Raw genomic sequence first — 20,290 nt, forward strand, 5'->3', positions numbered from 1 at the left:
AAATGTCAAGATGTTTTAACATTTTTTATTTTTTTATTTTCTTCATCTATTCTAAGAATATTCCTAACTCCAATTTACAGTCTAATCAATCTGAAAAAGGTCAAGTTCTTTTAATCCTATTTTATCTTGACTTCATAAGCTTCGGCTATAGATATACTTTCAGTTATGTTAGACTCGAAGTTTATCCTCTCTTTTCTGCTTTCTTATCACTATTATACCTTAAAGTGGCTAAATCGTTATAAACTGCCTGTTTTTCATGTGGTATTTTTCTACAAATTAGCAACCGAAAAAAATAAAAAGCCATTCCTCAAGGGAACAACTTTCTCACTTATAATTAAAAGTTTCCCCAGCTAACTTATCTGCTAACTTGGGAAAGAGGGTATAAAATTTATGAGCTAAATTTAGCAAGGCTGGGAGATTGAGTTCCCGTTTATTTTTTCCTATGGTTTTGACAATCTTTCTAGCTACTGCATCTGGCTCGAGTAGGAAGCGGTCAACTGATTTTAGATAACTGCCGTCTGGGTCAGCCTGGTCGAAAAACCCTGTACGGATAGGACCGGGATTAACCGTCGTCACATAGACACCATAGGACATGAGCTCAAGGCGAAAAGCATTTGAAAATCCAATAGCCGCAAACTTGGTCGCTGAGTAAAGGCTGGACTTGCCAGTTGCTATCAAACCTGCCATGCTAACAATATTAATGATATGCCCTTTTCGACTATCCTTCATACGAGCTGCAATCAAACGAGCCAGATTCATGAGAGCAAAGGTGTTAACCTCAAACATTTGATGAATGTCTTGATCAGAAATCTTGTCAAAATCTTCAAAAATCCCATATCCAGCGTTGTTAATCAAGACATCAATCTTACCATAACGCTGATAGAGTTCAGCAACTAGTTCCTCTAAGGATTGAACGTCGGTAATATCAATTTCAATCAATTCTGCCTGAGGATGATTTCCGTATAGCTGAACTAGTTTTTCCTTATTTCTACCTAGCAAAATGAGTTGGTCTTGAGGTAAGAGTTTGACTATTTCTTGGGCTAGACCCCCGCTAGCACCTGTAATGAGAATAGTAGACATACTTTTCCTTTCTCAATCTTCTAGATTTCCACTTCTTCCAAGTCTTTGACCACATGGACGTTTTCAAAAATCGTTGTAGCATCTTTCTTAAGCTGGCTGATATCTTTTGAAAGAAAACGGGCGCTGATATGGTTGAGCAAGAGTCGTTTGGCACCTGCTTCTACCGCTACTTGTGCAGCTTGCATGTTGGTTGAGTGGCCATGATTGCGGGCAATTTTCTCATCACCTTTACCATAAGTGGACTCATGGACAAGAACATCTGCATTAACAGCCAGACGCACACTGGCATTGGTTTTTCGAGTGTCACCTAAGATAGTGATAATCTTGCCAGAGCGTGGGGCTGAGATATAGTCTGCTGCCTTAATCTCGGTGCCGTTTTCTAGGACTACATCCTGCCCGTTTTTGATTTTTCCAAAGAGTGGTCCAAAAGGTACACCAGCAGCCTTGAGCTTTTCAGCATCCAAGGTTCCTTCAAGATCCTTTTGCATGACACGATAACCAACACAGAAAATAGTGTGATCCAGCTCCTCTGCATAAACAGTGAATTTATCGGTCTCAAGGATTTTCCCTAGAGAATTTTGGTCAAACTCATGGAAATGAATCTTATAGGGCAAGCGTGAACCTGACACTCGTAGACTAGTCAAGACAAAAGATTTGATGCCTTGGGGACCATAGATTTCCAAATCTGTTTGCTCTTCATTGGCTTGAAAGGCACGGCTAGAAAGAAAACCAGGCAATCCAAAGATATGGTCTCCATGTAAATGGGTGATAAAGATTTTGCTAACCTTGCGTGGTCGAATCGTGGTTTCCAAAATGCGATTTTGCGTTCCTTCTCCACAGTCAAAGAGCCAGACTTCATTAATCTCATCCAAGAGTTTTAGGGCAAGACTTGAAACGTTGCGGGCTTTAGAGGGCTGACCAGCCCCTGTTCCTAAAAATTGAATATCCATTTGCTACTTTCTAATTAATCAATATATAACATAGCGGTGCGGTTTTCCGAGCGATAATAAAGCTTGCCAGAAAAAGCTCTAGCTTCTTGTAGTAAATCCTCTTGGCTATATCCCTTAAGTCGCTTTCTTCCATCTGATAAATTTTCCAGATCTGTCAAGGCTGTGAGATTTTCCAGGCTGACTACTTCCTCTTCACCAATCGCCTTCATGTAAATCTTACCAGACTCCACAAAAACTAGCTGATGGGGAAAAATTTGCGCTATCTCAAAGAGTAATTCATCCGTAATTGCTTCCTCGTTCTCTGAGAAAATGCGACCAAGACCTTCTTTCTCGTAGCAAAATCCAAAGGATTTACCAGATAGATTGAGGCGAATAAAGGGCTTGCTTTCCAAAGCGAAACTTGGTTCAGCATTATAGAGGTTCAGTTCTTGGCTGACTTCTGCAAAATAATCGGTCGCAGCCTCTGGGCTCTTTTTCTGGTAGAGCTCGGCAAAGTAGGCATTCACTACGCTGGGTGGAGGTGTAATGAGAGCTAGTTGCTCCTCTTCAGACCTACCAGCTAAAAGTTGGTCCAGATAGACCTTGTCTAAACTTGTATAGCCACCATACTTGAGAGCTAATGATTTGATATCAGTCATAAAATTCTTCTAATCTCCATTTATTTTTCTCAGAAATGAAGCCTGTGATGACTTCGCCATCATCTTGGTAGTCACGTTCTTCCAGGATAGCAACACTTTCCAAATCATGAATCTTGTAAGACTTAGAAAAAGACACGCGCAGGGTAAATGCTTCAAAAATTTCCTTGATTTTATCTAGCAGTAAAGCCTGCAATTGTTCGCGACTATCTTTAGATTTAGCAGAAATCAGAGCATATGGTGTTTGAGTAGGCGTAAAGTCCTCCACCAAATCCGCTTTATTATAAAGGGTCAAGCGAGGAATATCCTCCATGTCCAAGTCTTTCATGATGGAAAGAACTGTTTTTTCATGTTCCTCATGGTAAGGATTGCTGGCATCGATAACATGAACCAGAAGATCTACATGCTTGCTTTCTTCCAAGGTTGATTTAAAACTCGATACCAACTCTGTCGGTAGGTCTTGGATAAATCCAACGGTATCTGTCAAAGTTACCTGTAGATTGCCCCCCAGATGGATGCTTTTAGTTGTTGCATCTAGAGTTGCAAAAAGCTCATCCGCTTCATACTGGGTCTTGCTGGTCAAAGTATTCATAATAGTTGACTTCCCAGCATTGGTGTAACCAATCAAACCAATCTTAAAGGTACTTGACTCCAAACGTTTTTCTCGAACCGTCGCTCGATTTTTCTCAACCACCTTGAGTTGACGTTCGATATCTGTAATCTGGTTGCGAACACTACGACGGTTAAGCTCCAGCTGACTTTCACCTGGACCACGGGAACCAATTCCCCCTGCCTGACGGCTGAGCATAATCCCCTGACCAACCAAACGAGGCAAGAGGTATTTGAGCTGAGCTAGATGCACTTGTAGCTTACCTTCATGGCTTCGAGCTCTCATGGCAAAGATGTCCAAAATCAACTGCATGCGGTCAATGACCTTGACACCTAAGACTTCCTCTAAATTAACATTTTGTCGAGGTGTCAGACGGTTATTGACAATGACTGTCGTGATTTCTTCTGCGTCCACCATTTGAGCAATTTCTTCCAACTTACCAGAGCCTACAAAGGTCTTAGAGTCGTATTTTTCTCGTTTTTGTCTGTAGCTATCGACTACAACTGCACCCGCCGTCTTAGCCAGACTAGCCAGCTCTTCCATGGAGAGGTCAAAATTATCCATGCCCTGGAGTTCAACACCAATGAGCAGGACTCGCTCCTCTTTTTTCTCCGTTTCAATCATTTAAAAACTCCTCAATCTGGCTTAAAATACGGTCTTTTACACCAGATTCTCCTATCTGATAAAAGGTCACTTGCATGCGATTGCGGAACCAGGTCAGCTGGCGCTTGGCAAATCGGCGAGTCGCTTGCTTGAGACTATCGCTAGCCTCCTCCAAACTCTGCTTTCCACGAAAATAGGGGAAGAGTTCCTTGTAGCCAATCCCTTTAGCAGCCTGCACATCTGGATAATGGTCAAACAACCACTTGGCTTCGTCTAGAAGTCCAGCTTCAAACATCAGGTCCACTCTGTGATTGATACGCTCATAAAGTTGACTCCGCTCATCATCCAGACAAATAATCAGAGCTTCATAAGGACTCTCCTGATTTTCCAAATCTTGAGAAAAATGAGCAATTTCCATGGCACGCATGGCACGACGACGATTAAACTGGGGAACTTCAAGACCTGCTTGCTCTAGGAGTTGGGCTAACTCCTCATCTGAAAAAGGCTCTAGACTAGCACGATAAGCTAAAATGTCCTCATGTGGTGTCTCTCCACCTAAATGATATCCTTCTAGCAGACTTTGGATATAAAGTCCTGTCCCACCAGCGATAATAGCAAGTTTCCCGCGATTTTGAATATCCTCGATGGCTGCCTTTGCTTCTGAAACAAAATCAAAAGCCGAGTAAGACTCGGTTACATCTCTCACATCAATCAAGTGATGAGGGACAGTTGCCTGCTCCTCCAGACTTGCCTTGGCTGTTCCAATATCCAGTCCTCGGTATACTTGTTGGCTATCCCCACTGACTACTTCACCATTGAATCGCTGAGCAACTTCAATGGCTAGGGCAGTCTTTCCAACTGCAGTTGGACCAACAATCACAATTATTTTGCTTTTCATCGTTTTTCCTTGAAAAATTCCCATTTTTTCGTTACTATTATTATATCACAAAATAGACAGGCAGAAAAATGCTATATCTTAAGCTATTTCCGTCTGATTTATAAATAAAAGGAGGAAGACTCATGGCTAAAGGATTTGCTAAAGGTCTCGTAACAGGTGTTGCAGGAACTGTTGCTGCTGTTGCAGGTGCAGTATACGCATTCAAAAAGAAAGTGATTGAACCAGAAGAACAAAAAGCAGCTTTCATCGAAGAAAATCGTAAAAAAGCAGCTCGCCGTCGCGTATCACGCTAATAAACAAAAAGAAGTTGGAATTTCCAACTTCTTTTTATGTTCTTAAATAGCTAGATCAAACTTCAGCTGCGGCTTCACTGGATTATAGTCAACCAACTCAAAATCTTCTGCTTTAATATCAAAGAAGTTAGTCTTGTCTGGTACATTCAAAACCAAACGTGGTTGGCAATTTGAAGGTTCACGACGGAGCAATTCCTGAGCTTGTTCAAATTGATTATCATAGATGTGAAGGTTATTGATAAAGTAGAAGAATTTCCCAACCTTCCAACCAAAGTGTTTAGCAATCATCATTTGAAGAGCCACATACTGCATGGCATTGATATGATGAGCAACCAGCATATCGTTAGAACGCTGAGTCAAGGTCGCATCTAGATAGATTTCCCCATCTACTCGACGGACATCAAACATAGTCTGAAAGGCACATGGAAGAAGGCCATCTGTTTCTTCGAAAGCTTGGTAATCCCAGAGAGAGATGATATTACGACGGTTCCAAGGATTAGCTTCCAACTGTTTGAGGATTTTATTGATGATGTCATGCTTCTTAACAACCGCTCCATAACGCTCACCGATGGTCCCTGTATCTCCTACTTCCCAGTCATTCCAATAGTGGACATTGTACTTGTCATTAAGAACTTCTAGACTATTAGACTGGTCTTGATAGATCCAAAGCACTTCCTTAATAGCTGATTTGATAGCAATTGGACGTAGAGTTGTGATAGGAAATTCGCCCTTTGACAAATCATACTCTGCAAAAGCTCCAGTTACATACTTAGAGTTGGCAACTGTTCCGTCCTTGTACTTGGGACGAGCCTGTTCTGAAAAGACACCTTCATTAAGAATTCGCTCAATATTTTCTTTAAAAATCTTATCTGCTTTTGTCATTTACTCTCTCCTCAATTATTGTCTTAACTAGTATAGCATAAAAAGGTTTTTTCTACCTACTCAGAAAATCAATAGCCTTTTTATATTTCTTCAATCTTTCCCTATCCTTTTCAGTAATAGAAGACAATCTCGATAAATCTGAATTATGTTTTAGATCAGCTAATTTTACTACTCTTGCAAGAGGATTTTTCTTCACAGTTTCCAGATATGTTTGATAATCTTGCTCCTTTTTCTTTGTCAAAACCTGAACAGCAGTAACTACTGTTTCTGGTAAACCAGCTTGTAATAGTCCTTCAGCTGAAACAGGACTATCCTCTATAACATCATGTAGTAGAGCCACTGCTTTTTCTTCTTCAGTATCAACTTGGCTTGCTACATAGATTGGATGTTCTATATAATCTACTCCTGCCTTATCCAGTTGCCCTTCATGAGCTTTCCTAGCAATAGACAAGGCTAAATCAACCATGGATTGTTCTGCAGTATTCATCCAAAACTCCTCCTATCATTATTGAGTTATTACTTTATTCTAACAACTTCAACTTAAAAAGAGCTTGATCAATAACCAAGCTCTTGATTCATCTGCTTTATTGCAATACAAGAGATGCTGCTCCAATCACTCCAGCGTCATTTCCTAGAGTTGCAAGAGCCAATTTCGTTGTTGTACGAACTTGTGGGAAGGTGTTTTCGTCGTAGACTTTTTGAACACCTTGTAGAAGGAATTCTCCCGCAGCTGATACACCACCACCGATAACGATAGTTGATGGGTTTAGGATAGAACCAATATTGGCACATGCAATACCCAAGTAACGTGAGAAGTTGCGGTAAACGATCAAAGCAAGGTCGTCCCCTTCTTTTGCCAAATCAAAGACAGTTTTAGCTGTTACTTCTTCTCCGTCATCAATCAAGCGTTTCAATTCCGCATCGCCTTCGTATTCATCTGCATAACGACGAGTCAAGTTGACAATCCCTGTAGCTGAAGCTACTGTCTCAAGACAGCCTTTTTTACCACACGTACATGCGATTGGTTGGTCAAAGTCAACTGTGATATGTCCAAGTTCACCTGCAGCACCTGCAACACCGTGAAGTAATTTTCCTTCTGCCACGATACCGCCACCAACACCTGTACCAAGTGTCATAAAGACAACGTCTGGTTGGTTTTCACCAGCACCCATCCAACGCTCACCAAGAGCAGCTACGTTGGCGTCATTGTCGATAAAGAATGGAATACCCAAGGCTTTTTCCATTTTTTCTTTGATTGGTTGAAGAGTTTTCCAGTTGAGGTTGTAGGCACCGATAACAGTTCCTTTTTCACGGTCAACCACACCAGGTGAACCCATACCAATTCCACGAAAATCTGCAGCAGACAATCCAAGCAAGCCCAAACGATGTTGAATAGATTCAATCATGTCGTCTACGATATGGCTTCCTTCATCCAAAATGTTAGTTTTGATAGACCATTTTTCTTGGATTTCTCCTTCCAGCGTTAAAATAGCAAACTTGATAGATGTCCCACCAAGGTCAATCCCAATAATCTTTTGACTCATCTTTTTCTCCTTATTCTCAATTGAAAATGCTTACAGTACTAGTATAACAAAATCTGCCAATCAGTGCAAAGGTTTGCATTGATTTCCCAAATTTTTTCTATTCTATGGTTTCCACAAACCAGAGGCGTCTACATAGTAGCGTCCGCCATCAACTCGCTCATTTTTTGCCATTTTACCATCTGATTTGAGGTAGTAGTTTCCTTGCCATGCATTACGAGCATAAGATCCATCTGATTTTAAATAGTACCAAGATTGGTAAGAAGAATCATAAACCCATTCACTCTGAGCCATTTTACCATTTGACTTGAGGTAGTATGCACCTTGCCAAGCATTATGCGCATAAGATCCATCTGATTTGAGGTAATACCAGGCTTTGTAGTAAGAATCATAAATCCATTCATTCTGAGCCATCTTACCATCTGATTTGAGATAGTAACTTCCTTGCCATGTATTGCGGGCATAGGAACCATCTGATTTGAGGTAATACCAAGCTTGGTAATAGTTATCGTATACCCACTCATTCTCAGCCATTCTTCCATCTGATTTGAGGTAGTATGCACCCTGCCAAGTATTTATTACTGGTTTCCCATTTGCAGAAAAATAGTACCAAGATCCATTTTGACGAACCCAACCACTTACAGCTTCTGCACTAGGAGCAGGTGCTGCACTATTTGGTGCTACATTGTTGTTAGCTTGAGATGTACTCGACTTTTTCTCTTTTAAAACACCCTTAGGCGCATTCTTTGATTCACAGGCAATCCCATCATGATCTTTATCTAAAGTAGCAGAATACCCTGGTTCTCCCTTATGAATATCTGCATAACCATTCTCCCAAGCTTCCTTACAGCTTGAAAAATGGATACTTTCATCTGCCACAACTGGATGTAAAAACAAAGCTAGAGCAGGTAAAGAAGCTAGACCAAGTTTTAATAAATGACGTTTGTTCATGATTTCCTCCTAAAATTATAATATTAATCTCGATATTATTTTATCAAACTTATTTCTGCAATTCAAGAAAACTTCTAGTTATTTCTGCAAACTCTTTTGGTTTGGCCCTATTCAGAACATGAGGTCCATCAGGAATAATCTGAAACTGAGAATTTGGAATCAGTTGTTGCAGACCTTTCATAGACTTTAGATTAGGCTTATCCTGACTACCACAGATTAACAAAGTTGGATATGAACAATTCTTTGCAATCTCTCTTAAATCAAGTGTTTTTAATTCTTCAGATACTCCAACTAAAAGCGATTTGTCTGCTCCCTGCTTCTCAAATATCCTTTTTGGGAGTAGTTTAAATATCAGAGATTGAATATAAAAAGGGATGTTTCCCGCTAATTTCAATGGGCAACCTGATAAAACCAAGGCCTGAAGTTTTGGCAGATCGTAACTTGACAATTCTAATGCAAGTGCAGCCCCTAAAGACAAACCGACTAGGACAAAAGGGTCTGTCTCCTCTGACAAGTGCTGATAAATGCGCTTCTTAGCTTCTCGGTAGGTAGCAACTCCGGAAGGAAATAACTCTAGGGCTTCAGAGGGATAATCTGCAAGAAAATCCTGAACTTCTTTCCAGCTATCTGCTGACTGTCCTAAACCGTGTAAAAATATTAGTTTCATTTAGTTCTCCTTTACTGACAACTCATACAAGCCCCTCACTGCATTACAGCCATAGATGACTTCTGCTTGCTTCAAATCTTCTATGGTTAAGACCCTCTCTTCCAGCTGCCCGATTTCAAGTAAATGCTGGCGATAAATTCCTGGTAAAAGACCTAGCTGACTAGGAGGTGTATAGAGCTTGCCATCCATTTTTAAGACCAGATTCCCAATAGAGGTTTCAAGTAATTTTCCATCAGCAGTGTGATAGATGATTTCCTGCTCTCCCACTGTCAAATGTGGTCGGTGTGTCGTCTTAAAGTAGGTAAAGGCCTGCTCCAAATCAGCTGCTTTCTGACAAAGCTTGGCCTGACAAAAACTAGAGCTAAGCGGTGTCAATACTTGTCGTTCAATTTCAATCTCTCCAGATTTGCTGAGACTGATTCGTATCCGATAATCTTGATGGACGCCACAAGACTGGTACTCCTTCTCTATTTTTTGTTTCAAAACTTCTTGGTCAAATGGAAAGGCAAAATAACGACTAGCCTTTTTCAATCTTTCTAGATGTTGCTTTTCAAAGAGCAATTTTTTCTGGCTGATTTTCCCTGTCGTAATCAATTGAAAACGAGGTTGTTTTCGGTAAAGAACAGATGCCTTTTGATGGACTTCACGGTATTCTGACTCCCAAGTGCTATCCCATGTAATGCCTCCACCGACTCCATAGATGGCTTTCTCTCGATGCAGTTGAATAGTTCGAATAGCCACATTGAAAATCCGTCGTCCATTTGGAAGCAAGAGACCAACAGTACCACAGTAGACTCCTCTTGCTTGCGGCTCCAAGTTCTTGATAATTTCCATAGTCGCTATTTTGGGAGCTCCTGTGATGGAGCCACATGGAAAGAGCGAACGGAAGATTTCTACTAGATCAACATCCGGTCGTAACTGACTCTTGATAGTTGAAGTCATCTGCCACACTGTAGAATACTGCTCCACTTGGCATAAACGCTCCACATACTCACTACCAACCTCAGAAATACGATTCATGTCATTTCGCAAGAGGTCCACTATCATCATGTTTTCTGAACGATTTTTGGGATCTTGTTCCAACCAAGCTGCCTCTTTCAAATCTTCAGCATCAGTCAGAGCACGTTTAGTCGTCCCCTTCATAGGACGAGTCATCAATTCACGACCATTTTGTTCAAAAAAGAGTTCTGGACTCATGGAAATCACTGCCATGTCGTCATGTTCAACATAAGCATTGTAACCTGCTTCCTGCTCTACCACCATACGATTGTAGATAGCAAAAGGATTATCACTTAAATGCTGTTTAAGTTGAACCGTATAATTAACCTGATAAGTATCGCCTTGTCTTAAATGATGATGAATCTGGTCAATAGCCTTTTCATAGTCCTCTGCAGAAGTGACTTCCTGCCAGTTTGACGGCAAATCTACGTCCTCATAAGTCAGAGGTATACTTGATTTTTCTACACTTTCATGAACGGTGAAATAGAGGAGATACTCTCCTAACAAGGGACCTGAGTGTACTACTAATTTTTTCTCAAAAGCAGGTGCAGCCTCGTAGCTGACATAACCCACCACATAATAGCCCTGTTCTTGGTAGCTTTCCACTTGAGCTAACAAGTCTGTCACTTCTGATAATCTTCTTGTTTTTAACTCTTTGATAGGCTGGGTAAAGGTGTATCGCTCACCCAAAGCCCTAAAATCAATCACTGTTTTTCTATGCATATCCTAAGTATACCATAAAAGCCAGACCCCAACAGGAGATCTGGCTTTTTTATGATTGATTTAAATATCAAGTTTACTCGACATAATCCAACAAATAACCATAACCCTTTTCTTCCATTTGATTCTTAGGAATAAAACGGATGGATAGGCTATTGATACAATAGCGTAGGCCTCCCTTGTCCTTAGGTCCATCTGTAAAAACATGTCCCAGATGGGAATCACCAGTTCTACTTCTGACTTCTGTTCTGACCATATTATAAGACTTGTCTTCCTTATAGGTCGCAACATCTGGACTGATAGGCTGGGTAAAACTAGGCCAACCACAGCCCGATTCAAATTTATCTTTCGAAGAAAAGAGAGGTTCTCCAGTTGCCACATCCACATAAATTCCTGCTTCAAACTTATCCCAGTAACGATTTGAAAAAGCACGTTCTGTTTGACTATTTTGAGTCACTGCATACTCCTCTGGAGAGAGAAGTTTTTTCAATTCATCGTCACTCGGTTTTGGATATTTACTTGCATCAATAACAGGATAGGCTGCTTGATTGACATTGATATGACAATATCCATTAGGATTTTTCTGGAGATAGTCTTGGTGGTAGTCCTCAGCCACGATAAAATTTCTTAAGGCTTCTTTTTCAACCGCTATAGGTTGGTCGTACTTCTGAGCAACTTGATCAAAAACTTGATTGATGACTTCTAAATCTTTCTCATCTGTATAATAGACACCGGTTCGATACTGGGTTCCCACATCATTTCCCTGCTTATTCTTACTGGTTGGATTGATAATACGGAAATAATGAAGCAAGATTTCTTTTAAAGAGATTTGATTGGCATCATAGGTCACATGAACAGTCTCAGCATGCCCGGTTTGGCCAATCAATTCATACTGGGTTGTTTCTCCTCTACCATTTGCATAGCCAGAAACAGCCTCTGTCACACCTGCTACTCGTGAAAAATACTCTTCTACTCCCCAGAAACAACCTCCCGCTAGATAGATATCATGTAAGTCAGCATCTTTACTTGAATCAGTTTTTTTCTTGGCCTTTTGTCCTTGACTAACTGCTGCCTTCTCGATTTGAGTGGTATCTGTGTAGCTTGCGCTCCTTTTTTCCAAAAGAAATAAAAATCCAATAATAATGCAAATGATGATTCCAATGAATACAATTATTTTTAATTTATCATTCATGATGAGCCTCTAATCTATGCTTTTTAGCGTCTGTAAAATAGTTTCCTTGTCCATAAAACCTGGCTGGGTCTTGACTAGTTTGCCTTCTTTATCGATAAAAGCCTGAGTTGGATAAGAACGAACTCCGTGACTCGCTAAAAGTTGTCCCGAAGGGTCTAGTAATACTGGTAAATCTTTATAGTCCAAACCCTGATACCATTTTTTAAAGGCTTCTTCTGACTGCTCTCCTTTTTGACCAGGAGAAACCACTGTCAAGATGACATAGTCATCACTTGCTTCTTTTGCAAGTTCATCTGTATCAGGAAGACTGGCTAGACAGATAGAACACCAAGATGCCCAAAATTTGAGATAGACCTTTTTGCCTTTGTAATCTGATAGACGATAAGTTTTTCCATCAACTCCCGTGAGTTCAAAGTCTGTAACTGCTTCTCCTTTTTTTACAGTTTGAGAGCTAACTTGCGCTTGTTTGTCTGCATTTTGCTTGTCAGTTTCGCTTGTTGTCTGATTTTTACAAGCCGATAGACAAAACAGACTAGTGCAGACCAATACAGTTGCTTGCCATGTTTTCATCTTCATCACCTTCTTTTTTGTTATATGAATATAGATATTCATTTTGTAGTTCTATTATATACCTACCTTGCTAAAAATACTTGGAATCTGTTTGGAAAATTCTTAAAACCCTTGGGAACCAAAAAACTCTCACCTGCTTAGCAGATGAGAGTCAATTGATTATTTAAAGATAGAAGTTTTAAAGCTATCTGTTTGTTGAAGAAGTTTCTTAAAGAGTTTTTCTTTCAAAGTGACAGTATTGTCAAATTTAACAGAACCATTCTTCAAGCTTGCCTTATCTTTATCAACTGCTTCAGCAAATGCACGCTTCAAGTCTTCATAGCCATTGTATGTTTTACCATCAATTTCAATAGATTGAATTCCTTTTTTAGCGTTATTCACTACTTCTTCGAAGTAAGCTTTCTTCCAATCTTCAAGATTATTGAATTTCCCTTCAGAGATCTTGTTAATGATGAAGTCATCACCTAGAGTCTCTTTACCAGCTTTTTTAGATTCAGATTTTAGCATGTTAGAAGCATAGTTTAGGAAGCCTTTTTCGTAGCCATAGTAACCCCAGATTCTGAAAGTATTGTGTTTAAATGACATGGCTCCAGGAGCCCCTTCACTAGTGTTCCCACCGTAGATACCAGTCATCATCGGAACAGTGACATAAGCAGAATCAAAGTCAGATGGATTATAAACTCTGTTACCTGGGCCACGGTTGGTCATGAAGTTGTTGGTAATGAGGTCATCTACTGTACGTAATGGAATAGCCTTTTCCTCATCACTTAAAGGTCGAACCTTGTCGAATTGGTTCTTGGTGTTATTTCCTCGGTATTGCTTATCAACCTTCTTGAACCAAGCATTGTTTAAATCTTGATTTGCTTTATTGAGGACAGCTTCTCCTTCAAGATAATCTAGAAGCATGAGAGTGTCATTGTAGCCCTTCATGTAACGATCAATTTCGTCACGTGATTTAAGGTTATTTGGATTAGTGTTATACCATTGATTTCCATCATTTGGACGTTCATAAGCCATGTTAAGACCTAGGGCTTTGTATTCACCATTTGGATTGGATACTGATGGAGTTTGCAACATTCCTTGTGCAAATGCTTCAAGATCAGTACCTTCACGGTGTCTTGAGCCACCCAAGTAGACCATACGGTCATTGACGTGAGTCGTTTCGTGGGTAAAGGCTGAAATACCAAAGTCACTAATCATATCCGTCACCATAAAGAAGACAGAGTCATCTTTATATGGATTCGCATAAACGCGAGCCACAGCTCCCATACGCCAGTCAGTCGCATGGTAACGATCTGTAGGTCCATACAATTCACGGATAGGCGCCACATCTTTACCACTGTTTGTATGGCCATAACGGTCAGTACTAATGTCTTTATAATTCTGGTTGTCCAGTACAGGTGTTGGAACCATATTATTGCTCTTCAAGAGCTGATTACGAACTTTATCGATTGATAGACGTGACCAGAAGTCTAGGTAATTCTGTTGCCCTTTTGCAACCTTATCAATTTCAGCTTTGAAGGCATTCCGTTCTGCTTCAGTATACTTACCATATTTCTCAAATGAACTATAAGCCATTGTATTGTAAGTTGAAATCAAGAACATATGTGCATCTTTCAAATTCAAAAGTGGCAAGATCATCTTACCATGCACATCGTTATTTAAACCTTCGTAAGATCTGTGTTTCTTATCTGCAAAATCAGGATTTGTTGTTTTTGGTTCCACGATATAGACATTATCTTTGGTTGCTTTTATAAACCAATCATTCAAGTCTGTATCTTTTGTGAAGAGTTCCATGTTATATTTCAGGAAGTCATTTAGGTTACCAGAAAGAGTATTTTTAGCAACTACTTCACGGAAGGCATCGTGTGTACGAGTTCCTTTGACATAATCTTCTTTTGAACCAATTTCAATCAAACGGTCTAATACACTTACATTCTTACCATAGAAGTCTGGCTTGAACAACATGAGTTGCTTGATATTGAAATCATCAAACTTCACTCCGTAATAACGGTTAAGGTAAGATAGGCCAAGGAGAACCGCTGCCTTATTATCATCAATTTTCTTGATCAAAGCACGTTTAGCAGCTTCATCTGTGTTTAATTGATGATCCTCATTTTCAACCAACTGTTTCACAAATTTAGTAAGATTATCCTTAACTTCTTTGAAGGTTTCTTCAAGATAAAGGTTCTTAATAGCATTAACTTTGTTTGGACCAGTTCTACCAAGGTGCGTGTAGATTGGGTCAGATTGTAATTCCACAGGACTCAATTTTTCAATAATAGCATTGATGAGATTACTACGGTCCTTGTCAACCATGTTCGGAGTATAAACAACTTCACCAAGTTCTGCAATACCGTACTCTTTCACTTGTTTCACTTTTGAATCTTTAGGTGAAATGGTAAAGATATCTTTTGTCTTATCTGCATAGTGGATCATAATATGATCAGCATCAGCTAATTCCGTCACAAAGGTATTGCCTTTCATAGCAGTTACAGACAATATTTCTTTAGTCAAGAGAGGACTTCCTGTGGCTAATTTATTACCTTGGTCTACAATCCACTCTTTATTATAGAAAGGTTGAAGTTTTGCGATATTACGGTAAGCTAGCTCACGAGTCGCGTCATAACTATCAATTGCTTTGTACTGATCGTCTTTGTTTAGACTGTTATTAAGCTTGTCTTCAATAGGTTTGCTGCTAGTAAATTTATCAGCAGTGATTCCCATTGCTTCAATTTTCTTCTCGGCTTCTGCTAGTGAGATACTTGGAATTTTACGTGAATTGTTAAAGGATTTTTTACCTTCACTCACGTCATCAACACTATAATTACGTTTGGTTCTTGAATATGTGAAGTAGTCGTCAGCATCAATATCCGAGTGACCAAACACCATCTCACCTGTTTTGACTTTCATCATAGTGATGTTGTCTTCAATAGTACCTAAGGCCCAGTTGGTACCCAGCAATCCACCAGACTGAACAGCTTCTTTCAGTTCGATAGAACCTTTAGCAACTGAATTTCTTAGGACCCCTTCTGTACCGACCGTGTAGTTATTAGCACCATTTTGAGATGAATAGACTAGTCCTGCAGCTTTTGCTTTATTACCAGTGATCTCAGCATCAACGTATGCTTTCTCAACAACACCCTTCCAGTTTTCACCAAGAATACCAGCTAAATAGCCTCCTCTATTGCCAGCAGCGTGAAGTTTACCGATAAAGGCGACATTACTTACTTTTCCACTACCATCAATTTTATTGATAATACCAGCTACATCATTGTTACCAACAACACTTCCGGTCACTTTGACATTTTCAATAGTTGCATTGTTTTTGATAACACCTGCGATTGGTGCTACTCGATCAACTCCAGGCATATCAATATTGACATTTTCCAGTAAGAGATCCTTAACAGAACCACCTTCAATGTTTCCAAATAATGGTCTAGTGATATTATGAATAGCAAATTTATTACCATCAGTACTTCCTAATAAACCTCTAAAGGCATTGGTTACATAAGATTTGCCAGCTGGTGGTACATTATTAGCATTCATATTGCTACCGAGTTTAAATGTACCAGTAGGATTCGCTTGCATAGCTTTTACAAGTTCATTAAAGTCGTAGTAAACATCACCTTCGTGAGCTTTTGGCTTAGGCAAATAGTGTACATATTCTTCAGTGAAACGATTTTCTGCAGTACGTTGAATCAAATCTGGTGCTTTTGCAGTTACCTTGTAAAGTTTATTTCCATCTACAGTAACTTCTTCGATTTTATCAACAGCTAGTTTCGTAACCTTGTTATCGTAAGTCGTAACTTTTAAGTAGTATGGCTTAACATTCGATGGTTTCTCGGACAAGAGACTACTATCAGTCTCATTACCTTGGTCATCCACACTGATTAAGCTTGTTTCCTTAATATTTTTGACTTCAACTTTTTTAAGGTCGATTCTCAGTGGCTCTTCCTTCAGAACTTCTTCTTCATCACCATTACCACGATCATACACCATAGTCGTCGCAAGTGTATAATCCTTGTAATAATCTAAATCAGCTAATGCTGTCGCAAGATTAGACTCTGAAATAGCAAATGTCTTAATAACTTGATCGCCTTTTTTCAACACTGCTTGAATAGACTTGATAGTCACTCCATCTGGTTTTTTAAGGCTATAAGTTGCTTTTGCACTTCGATTCAATTCTTCTGTATCAACTTTAGTTAATGTTAGAGTAGGTTTTTCTAATTCCTTAGTACCTTTTTTGATAATGTGGTCTTGTGCCTGTTCAAGAACTTCTTCTGAAACAGTAGGTGCATCTGCAGTTTTCACACCCTTGATAGTCTTGTAGACTTTGGTAATTTTCTTCTTACCATTCTTACCTACCTGAGCAACTGTTTCAGTTCCCTTGAGTAGGCTAGAATCTTGTTCTGTTATCGTTTTAAAAGGAACTTCTTCAACAGAAACTTCTTCGGTTTGGCCTTCAATTGGTTTGGTTCCGCGACTGATTTTTTCAGCTACAGGAGTTTTAACAACTTCCGTACTAGTGGTGATAGCTTCGCCAACTTTCTCCCCATCTACAGTTTTGTAGACACGATGTATGAGTTGACTACCAGCTTCACCCTTTTGAACAACACTTTCTTCGTCTGTATAGCGATTAGAATCCGATAGATATTCTGTAGAATATGGAATTGTAACAGTTTCTGTTTCAGTCACAGTTGACTCAGTCACATTGTATTCTGGCAAGCTCGGTTGAATGAGGGGTTCACCTTCGTGTCCTTCTTCCTGAGTCCCTTTAGCTGTTACTTCATCTGTATAGGCTGGGAGTTCCGGTTGGACTGGAGATTCCCCTACATGACCTTCTTCTTGAGTGCCCTTGGCTGTTACTTCTCCTGTATAGGCTGGTAATTCCGGTTGGATTGGAGATTCCCCTACATGACCTTCTTCTTGAGTACCCTTGGCACTTACCTCACCTGTATAGGCTGGAAGTTCTTCCTGGACAAGAGATTCGCCTACATGACCTTCTTCCTGAGTACCCTTGGCACTTACCTCACCTGTATAGGCTGGTAATTCCGGTTGGACTGGGGCCTCGCCTACATGACCTTCTTCTTGAGTGCCCTTGGCTGTACTATTCTCTGGTTGTGCTGGAGACTCTGGTTTGACAGGGGGTTCACCAATAGGGGCTTCTTCTTGGGTGCTCTCTGTTGTTTCTTCACTTGTATGAACAGGAGGTTCTGGTTGAACAAGTGATTCGCCTACATGACCTTCTTCTTGAGTTCCTTTAGCTGTAGTTTCCTCGGTTTGAGCGGGTTGATTCGGTTGAACAAGAGGCTCACTTTCATGAGTTTCTTCTTGTGTTAGTTGACCTGTAGTCAATTTTTCATCATGAGTATTATCTGAGATAGAGACTTTCAAGTCTGCTTCTTTGAAGTAACCAATGTAGTCATACCCATCAATTTGAATAACTCCATTCGCTAAATCCTCTTTACTACATGAAGAGAGTGTCTGATTATAAGATTGTAGGACTTTATTTTCAAAAGCCTTAGCAGTATGAGGAATAAAATAACTACCTCCAAGGGCACTAATTAGTAGGATTCCAACTACCTTATTGCGATGTTTCTTTGATATTAAGAGGACCGCTAAAGAAGCCGTTGCAAAACCGAGCCCCGCTAGCGCTAATTCTTTGTTTCCAGTACTTGGTAACAGCTGGCTTCCAACTTCTTTTTTTCTATAAACAAGATAAACAATATCATCTTGTTCTAAATTCGACGGAAGCTCTCTATGAATAAGGGCTTTTTCAGCTTCTGTCAACTCTTGCTCTGCCAAATAACGATAGTGTACCTGATTTGGCTCACAAACTTCATTAGCCACTACTGGACCAAGCAAGAGGTTGTTAGCACCAAAAAGTACGGCTCCGATGACAGCAGAACCGACTCCAACAGAGAACTTTCTAATAGAATATTTTATAACCTTTTCAATATGTTTCTTTTCCATTTTACAATTTCCTAATGTAATCTTGTGGGTATTGGGCACGCGCTCCTCCAATAAGCTTGGGACGACTAGCAAGTGCAGTTACGTGGGCTTGGCCGATTGATCTCAAAACTGGACGTATCGGGACTTGAACATGTTTGATATGCATCCCAATAGCCGTATCTCCAATATCGAGTCCTGCATCAGCTTTGATAAATTCGACCTCAACTGGGTCTTTCATATAGCGAAAGGCCGCCAATTGACCTGATCCTCCAGCATGCAAAGTCGGTAGAACACTAACAATCTCAAGATTGTATTTGATTGCAACCTCTCGTTCTACTACCAAGGCCCGATTAACATGTTCGCACCCTTGAACTGCTAGGTGGATTCCTCTAGCTGATAAGATTTCTAAGATCCTTTTAACAATTAATTCCCCAATTTCTTGACTAGAGGCTTTCCCGATGTGTCCTCCTATAACCTCACTGGAAGATAAGCCCAAAACAAAGAGAGCCCCCTCATGGAGAGAAGCCTTTGCCAACACATCTTCTAGGATTTCCTCTACCTCTTTTTGTAAATGTCCTTGGTCCATACTTTACCTCGCTTATTTCTTTCTATGATATCGTTTTTTCATTATTTTAGCAAGCTAAGTGACGTAATAGAAAGTATTCATCTATAGTACCTCAATTGAGTTTACAAAAATTATCGTATAGTCTAAACCTAATCAAATCCAAATCTAAAACGAAAAAAACAGAGAATTCTATTTCTCTGTCTTTTTTCAAATACTTCAAACTTTTTGGAGTCCTTGGACGGCATCGTGATTGATGATAACTTGACCGTATTCTTGGAGAACTGAACGGCTGATATCACTATCATCAGCAAATTCACGCATGCGAGCCAATAACCAAGCTGGATAAAGACTTGGATGATCTTCCACATCAACCAAGACTGTTAGATAGTATTGGTCGTTCATTTTGTAAAGTTCTGAAGTCTCCATTTGGTAATCAACTGTTTTCGCAAAAGAAACCAAACTAGTTAAGTCGTCAAAGCGTAGGATGTAGTAGATATAAGGTTCTCTTTTCCCTTCATCCACCTCAGCAATTTCATCAATCGCTGCTTCTTCTTCTTTTTCAACCTGCTCTAAAGATTGAATCGCTTCAATATCTTCTTTGGTTTTCTCTGCCATGGTTTTTTCCAACGTTTTCAAAAATTCATCTGGAGACATTTTTGCTAGTTCATCCATATCAGGAAGGTCTGCCAAGTCCTCAAAATCCAAATTTTGGTCAATCTTAGACTTGGTTACAAAGACGTCAACCTTATCAGGCTTTGGTGTCACTCGGAAGCTAAGCATACCTGTATCCAAGAAACTATCTGGCATTTCTAACTCATCCAGAATGGCATAGAAGAACTCTTCTGTTTTTTCTTGTGGAACGAGAAAGTCTGCGATTTCCATTCCACGATCCATCAAATCTTCTAAAGACATAGTGATTTTTAAAGTCGTATCACTGATTTGTTTCATTTTCATAGTTCGTAACCTCATACTTTCAGTTCTATCTATTATACAAGATTTAAATGATTTTATCAAAAGAATGACGTTGGAATGTTCATTGACATCTAGTATAGAACACTAATTATGATTTAGAATTCTTTGTTATCAAAGATAAAACACTTCACTATGCACTCGATCTAGTTCGTGCTAAAATCAAACGAAGTTAACAAAACACCTATAAAGCTTAAGCTTTATAGGTGT

The 20,290-nt window shown here is 39.7% G+C and carries 17 protein-coding genes; 1 reads left to right on the forward strand and 16 read right to left on the reverse strand.

Annotation, left to right across the window (positions count from 1 at the left end; translation table 11 throughout):
• Positions 1-324 precede the first annotated feature (324 nt).
• Genes I1J71_RS07705 through miaA form a run of 5 tightly spaced genes read right to left on the reverse strand, consistent with a single transcriptional unit; the run spans position 325 to position 4,776 of the window.
• Positions 325-1,080: an SDR family NAD(P)-dependent oxidoreductase gene (locus I1J71_RS07705; protein ID WP_195184329.1), complete on the reverse strand. Its 756-nt coding sequence runs from the start codon at positions 1,078-1,080 to the stop codon at positions 325-327.
• Positions 1,081-1,100: 20 nt separating this feature from the next.
• Positions 1,101-2,030 (reverse strand): ribonuclease Z, encoded by a 930-nt coding sequence (gene rnz, locus I1J71_RS07710; RefSeq protein WP_195184330.1) that lies wholly within the window; start codon positions 2,028-2,030, stop codon positions 1,101-1,103.
• Between the two features lie 14 nt (positions 2,031-2,044).
• Positions 2,045-2,668, reverse strand: a complete 624-nt coding sequence (locus I1J71_RS07715; RefSeq protein ID WP_195184331.1) for a cystathionine beta-lyase — start codon at positions 2,666-2,668, stop codon at positions 2,045-2,047.
• Positions 2,661-3,899 carry a GTPase HflX gene (gene hflX / locus I1J71_RS07720; protein ID WP_195184332.1) on the reverse strand — a complete coding sequence of 413 codons (1,239 nt, stop codon included), beginning with the start codon at positions 3,897-3,899 and terminating at the stop codon, positions 2,661-2,663. The genes I1J71_RS07715 and hflX overlap by 8 nt, the downstream gene beginning before the upstream one ends.
• Positions 3,892-4,776, reverse strand: coding sequence for a tRNA (adenosine(37)-N6)-dimethylallyltransferase MiaA (miaA, locus tag I1J71_RS07725; protein WP_195184333.1), 885 nt, complete (start codon positions 4,774-4,776; stop codon positions 3,892-3,894). The genes hflX and miaA overlap by 8 nt, the downstream gene beginning before the upstream one ends.
• Before the next feature lie 122 nt (positions 4,777-4,898).
• Between miaA and I1J71_RS07730 the strand changes: the two genes are divergently transcribed.
• Positions 4,899-5,069 carry a DUF3042 family protein gene (locus I1J71_RS07730; RefSeq protein ID WP_001051780.1) on the forward strand — a complete coding sequence of 57 codons (171 nt, stop codon included), beginning with the start codon at positions 4,899-4,901 and terminating at the stop codon, positions 5,067-5,069.
• Between the two features lie 42 nt (positions 5,070-5,111).
• Here the strand turns inward: I1J71_RS07730 and I1J71_RS07735 are convergent, their stop codons facing one another.
• The 11 genes from I1J71_RS07735 to mecA all read right to left on the reverse strand — a co-directional run bounded on the left by I1J71_RS07735 (position 5,112) and on the right by mecA (position 20,065).
• Positions 5,112-5,951 (reverse strand): thymidylate synthase, encoded by an 840-nt coding sequence (locus I1J71_RS07735; RefSeq protein WP_195184334.1) that lies wholly within the window; start codon positions 5,949-5,951, stop codon positions 5,112-5,114.
• 52 nt (positions 5,952-6,003) lie between these two features.
• Positions 6,004-6,438: an HD domain-containing protein gene (locus I1J71_RS07740; RefSeq protein ID WP_195184335.1), complete on the reverse strand. Its 435-nt coding sequence runs from the start codon at positions 6,436-6,438 to the stop codon at positions 6,004-6,006.
• Positions 6,439-6,535: 97 nt separating this feature from the next.
• Positions 6,536-7,495, reverse strand: coding sequence for an ROK family glucokinase (locus tag I1J71_RS07745; protein WP_195184336.1), 960 nt, complete (start codon positions 7,493-7,495; stop codon positions 6,536-6,538).
• 102 nt (positions 7,496-7,597) lie between these two features.
• A complete protein-coding gene (locus tag I1J71_RS07750) occupies positions 7,598-8,443 on the reverse strand; it encodes an excalibur calcium-binding domain-containing protein (protein ID WP_195184337.1) in 846 nt (281 codons plus the stop codon).
• Positions 8,444-8,492: 49 nt separating this feature from the next.
• Complete coding sequence (locus tag I1J71_RS07755; RefSeq protein WP_195184338.1) at positions 8,493-9,110, reverse strand: alpha/beta fold hydrolase; 618 nt, start codon at positions 9,108-9,110, stop codon at positions 8,493-8,495.
• Positions 9,111-10,832: an aminodeoxychorismate synthase component I gene (pabB, locus tag I1J71_RS07760; protein ID WP_195184339.1), complete on the reverse strand. Its 1,722-nt coding sequence runs from the start codon at positions 10,830-10,832 to the stop codon at positions 9,111-9,113.
• 73 nt (positions 10,833-10,905) lie between these two features.
• Positions 10,906-12,021: a peptide-methionine (R)-S-oxide reductase MsrB gene (gene msrB / locus I1J71_RS07765; RefSeq protein WP_195184340.1), complete on the reverse strand. Its 1,116-nt coding sequence runs from the start codon at positions 12,019-12,021 to the stop codon at positions 10,906-10,908.
• A 9-nt stretch (positions 12,022-12,030) separates the two neighbouring features.
• Positions 12,031-12,591 carry a TlpA family protein disulfide reductase gene (locus I1J71_RS07770; RefSeq protein ID WP_195184341.1) on the reverse strand — a complete coding sequence of 187 codons (561 nt, stop codon included), beginning with the start codon at positions 12,589-12,591 and terminating at the stop codon, positions 12,031-12,033.
• A gap of 159 nt (positions 12,592-12,750) precedes the next feature.
• Positions 12,751-18,567 (reverse strand): ZmpA/ZmpB/ZmpC family metallo-endopeptidase, encoded by a 5,817-nt coding sequence (locus tag I1J71_RS07775; RefSeq protein ID WP_195184342.1) that lies wholly within the window; start codon positions 18,565-18,567, stop codon positions 12,751-12,753.
• Between the two features lies 1 nt (position 18,568).
• Positions 18,569-19,132, reverse strand: a complete 564-nt coding sequence (locus I1J71_RS07780) for a TIGR01440 family protein (protein WP_195184343.1) — start codon at positions 19,130-19,132, stop codon at positions 18,569-18,571.
• Positions 19,133-19,327: 195 nt separating this feature from the next.
• Entirely contained in the window at positions 19,328-20,065 is a 738-nt protein-coding gene (gene mecA / locus I1J71_RS07785) for an adaptor protein MecA (protein WP_006148076.1), read from the reverse strand.
• Positions 20,066-20,290: the final 225 nt, after the last annotated feature.

The organism is Streptococcus infantis (genome assembly GCF_015546995.1).
GTDB classification, from domain to species: domain Bacteria; phylum Bacillota; class Bacilli; order Lactobacillales; family Streptococcaceae; genus Streptococcus; species Streptococcus infantis_J.